The following is a 12,115-nucleotide window of genomic DNA, read 5'->3' as shown; positions in this document are numbered from 1 at the left end:
GTTTATGCTTTTTTTGATGGAGGAGCCATCATAAAATCTTTTAAATAATAAGGTTCAAAATAAGCGACATCAACAGTGTCGCTTTTTTGATATTTATCATAACTGATCTTACTCATCGCAGCAGCCGAAGGATATTTGATCTCTTCCAAAAACACAAAATTTGATTGGGTTAAAACTGTTTTGCATTTTTCGGCACAATCACCTACAAAATACACAGTCTCTGTATACCCCTTAAAAGAATCCTCCGTAATAATTTCAGCCTGAATTGTTCTTTCCACTTTTAAATCAGCTGCAAATATTTCGCTATACACTTCCATTCTTCTGGCATCCAGCATTGGAATAATTTTCCCTTCGGAAACCTTAGCCTGTGAAGCTAATGTTTGTAAAGTATCAACTGCAATCAAAGGAATATTTAAGGCAAAACACAATCCTTTCGCGGCCGAAACCCCAATACGCAGACCGGTATAAGACCCTGGTCCCTGACTCACGGCAACAGCCACTAAATCCTCAATCGCGACACCAGCTTCAGCAATTACCTCTTCGATAAAAACGTGGAGTTTTTCAGCATGTGAATAACCTTCTTCGGCGATTTCCCTGCATATAATGGTTTCTCCGTTTTTAGCAATGGATACGGAGCAATTTTTGGTAGCGGTTTCAATATTGAGAATAAAAGACAATGTATGTAATTTTAAATTTTTATTATGACGCAAATTATTTCTTAGAAGTATCTGCTTTTTTGAGTTTTACTTTATCTCCGGAATTCAAATCTTTAGAGACAGTGGTATAAGGTCCTGTAATAACAACATCTCCTGCTTTCAATCCTGTCATTACTTCGATATTCGTATCGTCCTGTATACCGGTTTTAATTATTTTAATTTTGGCTTTGTTTCCTACTTTTACAAAAACGCACTCAAACTTTTTATCGCTTTTCGGAGCTGCTTTTTTATCCTCGTTTGGATCTTCTACCTTAAAGTCTTTTACCGCAGCTGTATCAGATTTAACCACAACCGAACTGATTGGCACTGCCAAAACATTGTTTTTAGTTTTGGTACGAATATCAACCGTAGCCGTCATTCCAGGTCTGAAAGGAGAATAAGTACTTGGTTGTCCTTCCAGTAAATCCTGATACGATTCTTTCAGTATACGTACTTTAACTTTAAAATTTGTTACCTGATCAGAAGTTAATGCTGTACTGGCCGAATTAGAAATACTGGTTACGATACCTTTAAATTTCTTTTTCAGATAAGCGTCAACTTCCACGTTAGCTTCGTCACCAATTTTCACCTTAACGATGTCATTTTCGTTTACGTCAACTTCAACTTCCATATTGTTTAAGTTGGCTACACGTAAAAGCTCCGTTCCGGCCATTTGCTGCGTTCCTAAGACACGCTCTCCCAGTTCCACATTTAAAACCGAAATAGTTCCGTCAGCAGGAGCATAAATTAAAGTACGCCCTAAGTTGTCTCTGGCCTCTGTAACCGATGCCGAAGCACTTTTAACATTGTAATACGCATTTTGCTTGGTGGCCTTGGCTACTTCATAAGTCGAAATTGCCTTATCCCAATCTGATCTTGAAATTACTCCTTTTTCGTATAACGTTTTGTTACGGTCGTAATTTGCTTTTGCTTCATTATAACTAGCCTCAGACTGCGTTAAACCAGCCTTAGTTCCTGACAGATTAGCCACAGTACGATCTAAACCGGAGGTGTACAAATCAGGATTTATTTTTACCAATAAATCTCCTTTTTTAACCACCTGCCCTTCTTTTACATTTAACGCAATAATTTCTCCCGAAACCATTGACGAAAGCTTCACTTCAATTTCAGGCTGGATTTTTCCTGTTGCCGAAACTGTTTCAACAATTGTTGAAGCTATTACTTTTGAAATTTCTACTTCTGTTCCTTCATCCTTATTCCCAATAACTCCTGCTTTCGAAAGACCAACTAAAACTGCAATAAGTGCTACTGCGCCACCTACTAAAAGATAAATCGTTTTTTTAGACATAATAAATTATTTTGTAACAATTGGAACAATTGGAATTCCAAAGTAGAATTCTAATATTTTTATTTTAAATATATAATCGTATTTTGTTCTGATCACATCGGACTGTGCATTGGTTAACAATGTTTGCGCCTGAGTAAAATCAAAAGAATTCATTAAACCTACATCATACTTTTCTTTCGCATAGTTATAGGCCTGCTGTCTTGCTTCTAATGTTACGGTAGACGATTCGTAAGTATTTAATGCTCCTTTTGCATTTGTAAAAGCTGTATAAACATTACGTTGCAAATCTAAACTTTTTTGCTCTAAATCTATTTTAGATTTCTCTAAACTTACTTTACTACGCTCTACATTATTTCGAACTGAAAAACCGTTAAAAATTGGCACATCTAAACGAAATCCAAAACTATGTCCCTTATTGTCACTAAACTGTTGAAATATTGGATCCGGCCCTACTAGGTATGGTTTATTATTTTCATCCAATCTGGTTCGGTCACTGTAACTCGCTCTAGTATCGAATCCATAGAATCCTCTTAATGTTGGCTGATAAGCTCCTTTTGCAATGGTAACACTTTTCTGTGCAATTTCAAGATTGGTTTGTGCCAGTTTTAGTTCAGTTCTTGTTTCTTTTGCTTTATTGTAAATCTCATCGGGAGTTTGAGCCATAATGTTATTTTCATCTTTTGCGTTAGTATCATCTACCACATCAAAATCTGTAAATTCTTTTAGTTGTAAAAGTTGGGCCAAACTCAATTTTGAGATTAAGAAATTATTCTCTGAAACGGTGATATTTTGTTTATCAGTTGCTACAGTTGCTTTTAAATCAAACAAATCACCTCTGGGAATAGTCCCGGCATTAACCATTTCCTCTGAACGAGCCAAACGTTTTTCATCAATCGTTAGCTGTTCTTTTTTTATTTTTAAATCTTCTTTATTCGAAAGGATCTGAAGGAAGGCATTGGCCACATTCAGCGAAATATCTTCCTGCATTTTCATCAATTGATACTGTGAAGCTATGATGGCAAGTTTTGTTCTTCTATACGTATTTTGAATTTGCAAACCTTTATAAATATCGACTCCCGCACTTAAACCTACAGAAGAATACTGTGTTGTTTGATTACGCAAAAGACCGGTTGTAAGATCCTGATTCAAACCAATGTTCCAGGAATGTGATGCATTGCCGCTTACTGACGGAAGATAACTTCCAAAGGCAGCCCTTTTGTCAATCGCTGCATTTTGAACATCCAGTTCTGACAACTTTATTGTGATATTATTTTCTAATGCATAACGAACACATTCTTCCAAAGTCCATTTCTTGGTTTGCGCCTGACCAGACAAGCCAAACCCGAATAACACCGCAAAAACCAGACTATTATATTTATTTATTTTCATATATTTTGAATGAAAGCATAGTAACCCTACTACACAAATTTAACATTTTTTAAAAATCAAAAATTCTTTATTTGCTCAAATTACTTATTTTCTTCTTCATTGATCAAACCCTGATTCCAGATTTTAATTTTATCCGAAGCTTTGATTCCGCTTTTCACCTCGACATAAATTCCATCACTTACTCCTAAAACTAAATCTCTTCTTTGAAATTTCTGAGGGTTAGTTTCAATCTCAACATAGGGTTTTTGCGTTTTTTTATCGAACTGTACCAGTGATTCTTTTATTGCCAAAACTTTATCTGCTTTTTCTAAGATAATTGAAGCGTTTGCACTTAAACCTGCTCTGATAAAAGTAGCATCTCTATTCACCAAAGCTGCTTTAATTTCAAACTGAATTGCTCCGTTCTCTACCACTCCCTTAGGCGCAATATCGGTCAGAGCAGCTTCAAATTTTTTATTCTCGATCGCTCCAACGGTAATTTCAATTGGCATTTTTTCTTTGATTTTCCCCACTTCAGATTCATCAATTTTTCCAATAAAAATCATTCTTCCCACATCAGCTACGCTCGCAATAGTAGTTCCTTCATTAAAATTGTTACTCTCAATAACCTGATTTCCTACTTTTACCGGAACTGCCAGTACCATTCCGTTTACTGTTGAACGGATTAACGTATTGGCATAACTTCCAAGTGAAGTTGTTGTTCCAGTTTTAACAATATCTAAACTTTGCTTTGCTGCCAGATAGTTTTGTTTGGCCTGTTTGTACGCTAATTGTGCTGCATCAAAATCATTTGCTGAAATTACGTCCTTATCAAACAATGTTTTTTGTCTTTGATATATTTTTTCCTGATTGTCTAAAGCAATTTTGGCAGTCTGTACCTGATTCTGTGTACTGCTTACGTTAGAAACATTGGCTACAACTCTAATTTTGGCAATAAGATCACCGGCTTTAATTTTCTCTCCCGCTTTGATATACACTTCTTCGATAATACCTGAGATGTTTGGTTTGATCAGGACTTCTTCATTAGGCTGAATATTACCGGTTGCAATGGTATTTTTGATAATGGTTTTAATCTCTGCTTTCTCCGTTTTAAATACAATTGGAGACTCTTGATTCTTAGCGTACAGGTAATACAGTGCGCCAAAGAAAACTATAGCAATAAAGATTAAAATGGTTACGGTTACTCCTTTTTTCATTGTGTTTTCAGTTTAATTCGATTATATTCTGATTGATAATTTATTCTGTTCGTAAAGCATCTACAGGCTTCACATTAATTGCGGTTTGTGCCGGAATAAACCCTGCCAGCAAACCAGATCCTACTAATATTATTAAAGCTACAAATACGACTCCTAAATCGACGCTTGGATTAGCAAACATCGTGTTACTATCCGGTGGCATCGAAGCTAAAGCCATATTTAAGAGCGCGATAATTCCGGTAGCTACAGCAATACCCAGCATTCCTGAAATAATCGTTAAAAATATAGATTCAGATAAAATTTGCCCACGAATCGCTGCAGGAGTTGCTCCTAAAGCTCTTCTGATACCTATTTCTTTGGTACGTTCTTTCACTACAATAAGCATAATATTCGAAATACCAATTACTCCCGAAATCAAAACCAAAGTCCCTACAAAATAGGCAATAATTTTTAGGATGTTAAATAAACTTTGCACTTTATTGTACTGTTCGTATAAATCAAAATTCCCAACCGCTCTTTCATCAGCAGGATTAACGGAGTGAAGTGCTTTTATTTTTTCTAAAATTTTTGGTTTTAAATCGGTAATAGATGTACCGTCTTTTGCGGTTAGTGCCATCCACCCTACTTTATCTCCAAAATTAAAAGCCTGCTGAAAAGTAGTAAAGGGAATAAATATATTTTTTTGCTCCTGCTCTGCATTCCCCCCTTGCTGTTTTGATTTATAAACCCCCACCACCATGAAATTGATCCCGTTGATTTTCACATAAGTTCCAATCGCTTCTTCTTCTTTTCCATAAAGTTCATTGGTCACTCCTTTACCAATTACCGCAACTTTTCGTCTTTCGAGAATGTCCTGCTGATTGACAAATCGCCCTTTAATGATATCCATCGGCTGTTGTTTAATCAACTCCGGATAATCTCCGTAAATGGTAAATGCAGAAGTTTTGGTACCACGAACTACATTATTGGTTCCGTTAAAATCACCCAGCTGATTTCGTGGAGACACGTACACCAGATCCGGTAAAGCTGATTTTAATGCTGCAACATCGCTATTTCTGAAATCATAACGGCGTACTTTAGGCAAACCTTTGTAGGCTTTGGTTGTGGTTTGACTCCACATAAACATCGTATTTGTCGCAATCCCATCAAAACCTTTTTTCACACCATTCTCCAGGCCATTACCAGCTGCCAATAAAATGACCAAAATAAAAATCCCCCAAAACACTCCGAATGCCGTTAGAATGGTTCTGAAAACGTTGGCTGTCAGAGCCTGTAAAATCTCGTCCCAATTATCTTTTTTAAACATAATTATTCGTCTCTAAGTGCTACAATCGGTTTAATTTTGGCTGCTCGATATGCCGGAAAAAACCCTGCCATCGCCCCCGCAAATACAAGCAGTACAAGCGTGGTTAAAGCTACACTAAAGTCAACTTCAGGATTTCTAAAATATTCACTTTGTACCAGCGGTCCCACAAATTCCAATAACGCTAAACTAGCCAATAAGCCTATAAATCCAGCAATAGTGGTTATAAAAATAGATTCATGAAGGATCATCGAAATAATTGAAAAAGGGGAAGCTCCAAGTGCTTTTCGTATTCCAATTTCCTTTGTTCTTTCTTTTACGATGATTAGCATAATATTACTTACTCCCACAACTCCGGCAATGATCGTACAAATACCAACCCACCAAAAGAACAATCTGATATACAGATTTAAATCATAAAATTGTTTCGCTTCTTCCACTGAATTAAAAACACCTATGCCGCTATTGTCATCAGGTGCAATAACGTTTTTGCTTTTCAACAAGGCTTTTACCTCTGCTGTGAATTTTCTTGATTGCGCCAGTGCCTCTTCATAATTCATTTTTTTATTTAAAACAAACTGCATTGCGTCTATTTTATCACCAGCTCCATAAGCGCGCTGATTCGTCGTCATAGGCATATAAACCCTTGATTCTTCACGCTCTCCTGAAGGATCTGTAAAAACCCCAATCACTTTAAAATTAATATTATTGACTAAAATCTCTTTTCCTAACGCTTCTTGCCCTTTAAACAGATCTTGCTCCACCTTCAAACCAATAGCCGCCACTTTCGCATTATGTATCATATCACTATTATTAATGAAGCGTCCTTTAACAATAGTTGCATTTTCAAGATAGACATAATCCGAACTAATCCCTCTAAACAGATAATTTCCTGATTCTTTCCCGTAACTCACAATCCCGCCCCAGGTACTACGTACAGGTGACTTTTTATCAATCTCATCATCAAACTTTTTAACCGGAAGATCATAATCACTATTTCTTAACTGAATTTGCCTTCCCGGATTTAGTCCTTTATATTCTTTGGTTGTTGCTTCAGACCAGACTTCAATTATTCCTTTTGCATCATTTTCAAATTGTTTCTCGATTCCGTTCTGAAGCCCTTTTCCTGCTCCAAGTAAAATCACCAAAATAAAAATCCCTGACGCTACAGAAACTCCGGTCAGAAATGTTCTCAACCGGTTTTTAGAGATTGCCTCAAATATTTCCTGCCAACGCTCAATATTAAACATAAGATGAAGCTCTAACTTGTTCTACCTTTTTATCATCGATAATTAATCCGTCTTTCAGGACTACATTTCTTTTGCACATTGCGGCAATATCAGGTTCGTGAGTTACGATTAGGATTGTTTTTCCTTCATCGTTAATCCCCTGAATCAGTTCCATAACCTCATAAGAAGTTTTAGTATCCAATGCTCCTGTTGGCTCATCTGCCAATAAAACTTTCGGATTTGAAGCCAAAGCTCTTGCAATGGCAACACGCTGTTTCTGACCTCCTGAAAGTTCATTGGGTAAGTGATGAGAATGCGAACCAAGTCCAACTTTCTCTAAATATTTCATCGCGATGTCATAACGCTCTTTTCTTTTGATTCCCTGATAATACAAAGGCATTGCAACGTTATCGAGAGCGGTTTTATAGTTGATCAGATTGAAAGACTGAAATACAAATCCTAAAAACTTATTGCGGTATTTAGACGCTATTGTTTCGTTTAACTTTTTGATCGGGGTTTTATCCAAAATATAACTACCGGAATCAGCCTCGTCCAGAATTCCTAAAATATTCAAAAGCGTTGATTTACCTGATCCTGACGATCCCATAATTGCAACCAGCTCACCTTCTTCAATATTAAAATTAATTCCCTTTAACACATGTAACTCCGAACTACCCATTTTATAGGATTTGTGCAAATCTTTGATCTCAATCATGGTGGTTATTGTTAAATTTTAAAACAATAATAGCATTTTTCTTAACTATTTTATGGTAAGAAAACGTTAATAATTATCTCTTCTTCTTTGAATAAGACTCACTTGTTTGCTAATTGTTACACATTTTTATAATAATATAATTGTTTTATTAATTTTGTCAGACTAAAAAAAATCATAACGATGAAGTTTTCTTCCATTATCTCCTTATTCACCCTACTTGCTGTACTTGCAGGCTGCTCTACAGCCCAAAAACTGGAAACCCTAAAACCGGAGCCGGATGACGCAAGTCCGTTAGTTTACGAAGCAAACCCCTCCTTTATCAATTTACCAATTACAGTAAAACTTAGCGATATTGAAAATCAAACCAATACACTTTTAAACGGATTGATTTATGAAGACAATACGATCGACGACGACGATATCGAAATGAAAATCTGGAAGCAGGCGCCTATAAAAATTCAAAATGACCCCGCAAACCCAGACAAGAAGATAAAAACAATCCTGCCTTTAAAAGCCACTGTTAAATACCGAATCGGTACCAAAAAACTGGGCGTTGAACTTTACGACATCAGAGAGTTTAATCTGAATGGTGTGATTACCCTGTCCAGTGAAGTGGCACTGACAAACTGGAAATTAAACACTAAAACGGAGTTTAAATCATTAGACTGGAGCGAAAGTCCGACCATGCAGATTTTTGGTAAAAGCATGCCTATTACCTATCTAATAAACCCTGCAATTTCTATTTTTAAATCAAAAATTGAAAAGAAAATAGACGAGGCTATCGAAAAATCAATGGATTTCAAACCAAATGTTTTAACTGCCTTAGAAAAAATCTGCACTCCTTTTCAACTGAGTGACACTTACGAAAGCTGGCTTAGAATTGTTCCTGTTGAAGTGTATTCAACCAATGCCAAATTAAAAAATGATCAGTTTTTACTGGACATGGGAATGAAATGCAACATGGAAACCATCGTAGGCAAAAAACCTGAATCTAAATTCAGTGCCAATAAAATCATATTGAAACCTGTCGCTAAAGTTCCGAATCAGATTTCAGCAAACATTGCTGCCATATCTACCTATGTTGATGCTTCAAAGATTATGACGAAGAATTTTGCAGGTCAGGAATTTGGTTCGGGCAGCAAAAAAGTGACGGTAAAAAATGTATCCATCTGGCATAAAAACGGAAAGATGGTTATTGCTCTAGATGTTTTAGGCTCTGTAAACGGAACGCTTTATTTAAACGGATTTCCTCAATACAATCCTCAGACTAAAGAAATTTACTTTGAAAAACTGGATTACGTTTTAGATACCAAAAGCAGATTAATGCGCACGGCAAGCTGGTTGGGTCAGGGGTATGTTTTAAGAAAAATGGAAGAGAGCTGTCGTTATTCGATACAACCCAATTTAGAGGAAGGCAAGAAAAACATGGCGGCTTATCTTAAAAACTATTCTCCATTGCCAGGTGTTTTTGTCAATGGAAAAATGGAAGACATCCAGTTTGATAAAATTCAACTAACCAATCAGGCCATTATTGCCTTTATCAAAATAAACGGTACCGTAAATGTCTCGGTTAACGGTTTGAAATAATAATTAGGTAATGAGATAATTAGATAATGAGACAATTAGATAATGAATGAATTACCACATTATCTAATTGTCTAATTGACTAATGATCTGTTTTTTTCTTTTTTGACTGGTACATTCTGTAAATCAGAACACCTATTACTGCCACCAATAAATACGGAATAACCATTAAATATACGATTCCATTATTTACTGCTTCTGCTTTTTTAACATTTGAATCTCCACCAAGCGCTGCACGACACATGGCACATTGAGCATTTGCGCTTAGCGAAAAGAGAATAGATGCAAGAATATAGAAGCATTTCGTTGATAAAAAATTCGCAAACCTACTTCTAATTGCTTTTCTATTTTCTTTATTCTTTAATCTATTTTCCATTTTAAGCATAATAAGGAGAAATCATTAAGTAAACCACAACACCGGTAACTGCAACATACAACCATAGCGGAAATGTTATTTTAGCAATTTTTTTATGTCGGTCAAAGCGTTTTGCCAATGCACGTACGTACGTTATTAATACCAATGGAATAATGGCAATAGACAATAAAATATGAGTCACCAAAATAAAGAAATAGATATAACGAATTGCTCCTTCACCGCCAAATTTAGTAGAATCGGAGGTCATGTGATACGCCACATACATTACTAAAAAAGCTACCGAAAGCCCAATCGCTAAAGTCATTAAGCGTTCATGGAGCTTACGTTTTCCATTTTTAATGGCCAATACAGCCCAAACTAAAACTACAGCGGTAATACCATTTGTTGTTGCGTAAATTGGAGGCAGAAACGAAAGCGGTTCAACTTCAATTCCTAAGTCTTTCAATTTTACACCAAATAAAATGGCTACCACAAGTGGAATTACAATTGAAACCGCAACAATAAACTTACTGAATTTTTTCTCTAATGAATGATCTTCCATTTCTATTCTTCTAATAATATTTTAATATCTTCCTGTATGTCTCTAACTCCTTTTTTATCTAATCCGTCATAATAGATATTTGGATTTCCGAATTCATCTTTTCTGCAACGAATATTTCCTTCTTTATCAATTAAAGCGAACAAACCTGAGTGTTCAAAACCACCGCTCACTTTTTCATTCTCTCCGGCATATAAATTGAATCCTTTATTAGACAATTCCATGATCGTATTTTTATCCCCCGTTAAGAAATTCCAGGTAGAAGATTTTACTCCTAATAACTTAGCATGTTCTTTTAAAACCTGCGGCGTATCATGTTTAGGATCGATTGTGATGGATACGATTCCGAAATTTGGATTTCCGAAAAAAGTCTTTTCGATCTCCAGCATGCTTAAATTCATTTTCGGACAAATTGACGGGCAAGTTGTGAAGAAAAATTCTAACACATAAACCTTTCCTTTGTAAGTATCATTCGAAACTTTAGCATTGTCCTGATTGGTCAATTCAAATTTCGGCGCTGGTCCAATTTTCATCAATTTACCATCAGCCTTTGAAGTTTTCAATCCTACATTGTCCAGACGGTTTCCTTTTACAATGTCTCCGTTTTTAACTCTGTCAACAATTTTAGGAACGGCATAAATTCCAAAAATTAAAATAATAAACGAAATACCGATATATGATTTATTCTTAAACATGATAGAAAGATTAAAGTTGTTTAGTTGCGTTGTGATTCTTTTTTAGAGCAGCACGATATTCGTATAAAATGATTTTAAAATCATCCAGCATTTCATTGCTTAGCTCTGAAGGATGAAAAGTGTCATACCCTTCTTTGTATTCAGCTGCATCTTTTCTTCCTCTAAGATTTCTTTCTTTATCGACGATAAAAACATTCGGAGTTCCAAGATTCTGATCTAATTTTCCTTTTAACTTTAGCTGATCGTAAAATGCCTGAATTTCCTCAGGTGAAGCGAAGACAAAGTTCCAGCCTTTCACGTCTGTAAAAGGTTTAAGAGCATCTACTACTTTTTGTGCATCGGCTTCGGTTCCCAACGGGCAAAGTATTACAAACTGGAGATCTTCAAAACCGTTATAGCGCTTGTAAATTTTTTCGTTTAAGTTAAAGTAATTCCCTCGATTGCTTAAAATTTCAGACCCTGAAAAACCAAGAACCGTGATCTTTTTATCCAACAAAACTTTCTTTCCATTCAGGGATTTCCAATCACCGAAATCTTTAATTTTTGGCGTTATAACAGGAAGTGTAGTAAAGCTGTTAACCCCTGAAGCAAAAAACAAATAGGCTACAATTGGCAAAACAAAAAGAGCAAAGAGAACTATATTTTTTTTCATTATATCTGTACAAGTTATTGAGGTACAAAAATAAAAAAATCCCGATGTTATCGGGACTCTTTTCGAATTAATATCATGTTAAAAATTCCATTTAATAGTAGAATCTTTAAAAACCCCATAAATATAATGCCCTTCTGTTAACAGAATAAACAATAGATATAATACCAGGAAAATAACAGGTGCTACAACAGACCATCTAAGGCTGCTTTTTTCACCTTCCATGTGCATAAATGCCCATACTATATAATAAGCTTTAAAAATTGTAAGGATGTAAAAAATCCAGTTCAATAAGTTCAAGCCAACAAAATGATTAAACTCTAATGATGCAGGTTTGTAGATACCTAAAATAACCTCTACTGTAGTTACTACTGATAGTAATGCAAAAACAAACCAGATTCTTTTTGTATTTGATACGTGCTCGTGTGACATAATAA

Annotated in this window: 13 protein-coding genes; 1 reads left to right on the top strand and 12 read right to left on the bottom strand. The window is 35.6% G+C overall.

The window, feature by feature from the left end; all coding sequences use genetic code 11:
- Nucleotides 1-2: 2 nt before the first annotated feature.
- The 7 genes from tsaB to LNQ34_RS11705 form a co-directional block, all read right to left on the bottom strand.
- Complete coding sequence (tsaB, locus tag LNQ34_RS11735; RefSeq protein WP_202702094.1) at nt 3-677, bottom strand: tRNA (adenosine(37)-N6)-threonylcarbamoyltransferase complex dimerization subunit type 1 TsaB; 675 nt, start codon at nt 675-677, stop codon at nt 3-5.
- Between the two features lie 34 nt (nt 678-711).
- A complete protein-coding gene (locus LNQ34_RS11730) occupies nt 712-2,004 on the bottom strand; it encodes an efflux RND transporter periplasmic adaptor subunit (RefSeq protein WP_229999839.1) in 1,293 nt (430 codons plus the stop codon).
- Between the two features lie 6 nt (nt 2,005-2,010).
- Nucleotides 2,011-3,393 carry a TolC family protein gene (locus tag LNQ34_RS11725; protein ID WP_202702096.1) on the bottom strand — a complete coding sequence of 461 codons (1,383 nt, stop codon included), beginning with the start codon at nt 3,391-3,393 and terminating at the stop codon, nt 2,011-2,013.
- Nucleotides 3,394-3,473: 80 nt separating this feature from the next.
- Nucleotides 3,474-4,589: an efflux RND transporter periplasmic adaptor subunit gene (locus LNQ34_RS11720; protein ID WP_202702097.1), complete on the bottom strand. Its 1,116-nt coding sequence runs from the start codon at nt 4,587-4,589 to the stop codon at nt 3,474-3,476.
- 40 nt (nt 4,590-4,629) lie between these two features.
- Complete coding sequence (locus LNQ34_RS11715; RefSeq protein ID WP_202702098.1) at nt 4,630-5,895, bottom strand: ABC transporter permease; 1,266 nt, start codon at nt 5,893-5,895, stop codon at nt 4,630-4,632.
- A 2-nt stretch (nt 5,896-5,897) separates the two neighbouring features.
- Complete coding sequence (locus tag LNQ34_RS11710; RefSeq protein ID WP_202702099.1) at nt 5,898-7,142, bottom strand: ABC transporter permease; 1,245 nt, start codon at nt 7,140-7,142, stop codon at nt 5,898-5,900.
- Nucleotides 7,135-7,836 carry an ABC transporter ATP-binding protein gene (locus LNQ34_RS11705; RefSeq protein ID WP_017497898.1) on the bottom strand — a complete coding sequence of 234 codons (702 nt, stop codon included), beginning with the start codon at nt 7,834-7,836 and terminating at the stop codon, nt 7,135-7,137. The genes LNQ34_RS11710 and LNQ34_RS11705 overlap by 8 nt, the downstream gene beginning before the upstream one ends.
- A gap of 180 nt (nt 7,837-8,016) precedes the next feature.
- Here LNQ34_RS11705 and LNQ34_RS11700 point away from each other — a divergent pair, with 180 nt between their 5' ends.
- Nucleotides 8,017-9,423: a DUF4403 family protein gene (locus LNQ34_RS11700; RefSeq protein WP_229999837.1), complete on the top strand. Its 1,407-nt coding sequence runs from the start codon at nt 8,017-8,019 to the stop codon at nt 9,421-9,423.
- Between the two features lie 79 nt (nt 9,424-9,502).
- On the opposite strand, the gene LNQ34_RS11695 is transcribed toward LNQ34_RS11700, so the two are convergent.
- From LNQ34_RS11695 to LNQ34_RS11675, 5 genes are all read right to left on the bottom strand, one after another.
- Nucleotides 9,503-9,805, bottom strand: a complete 303-nt coding sequence (locus tag LNQ34_RS11695) for a hypothetical protein (protein ID WP_229999835.1) — start codon at nt 9,803-9,805, stop codon at nt 9,503-9,505.
- Nucleotides 9,798-10,337 (bottom strand): DUF420 domain-containing protein, encoded by a 540-nt coding sequence (locus LNQ34_RS11690; RefSeq protein ID WP_017497895.1) that lies wholly within the window; start codon nt 10,335-10,337, stop codon nt 9,798-9,800. The genes LNQ34_RS11695 and LNQ34_RS11690 overlap by 8 nt, the downstream gene beginning before the upstream one ends.
- 2 nt (nt 10,338-10,339) lie before the next feature.
- Nucleotides 10,340-11,029 (bottom strand): SCO family protein, encoded by a 690-nt coding sequence (locus LNQ34_RS11685; protein ID WP_229999834.1) that lies wholly within the window; start codon nt 11,027-11,029, stop codon nt 10,340-10,342.
- Between the two features lie 10 nt (nt 11,030-11,039).
- A complete protein-coding gene (locus tag LNQ34_RS11680) occupies nt 11,040-11,681 on the bottom strand; it encodes a hypothetical protein (protein WP_202702103.1) in 642 nt (213 codons plus the stop codon).
- Between the two features lie 78 nt (nt 11,682-11,759).
- A complete protein-coding gene (locus tag LNQ34_RS11675; RefSeq protein WP_017497892.1) occupies nt 11,760-12,110 on the bottom strand; it encodes a cytochrome C oxidase subunit IV family protein in 351 nt (116 codons plus the stop codon).
- Between the last annotated feature and the right edge of the window lie 5 nt (nt 12,111-12,115).

It is taken from the genome of Flavobacterium lipolyticum (assembly GCF_020905335.1).
GTDB classification, from domain to species: Bacteria; Bacteroidota; Bacteroidia; order Flavobacteriales; family Flavobacteriaceae; genus Flavobacterium; species Flavobacterium lipolyticum.
This window is presented reverse-complemented; position numbering and strand designations above follow the sequence as displayed.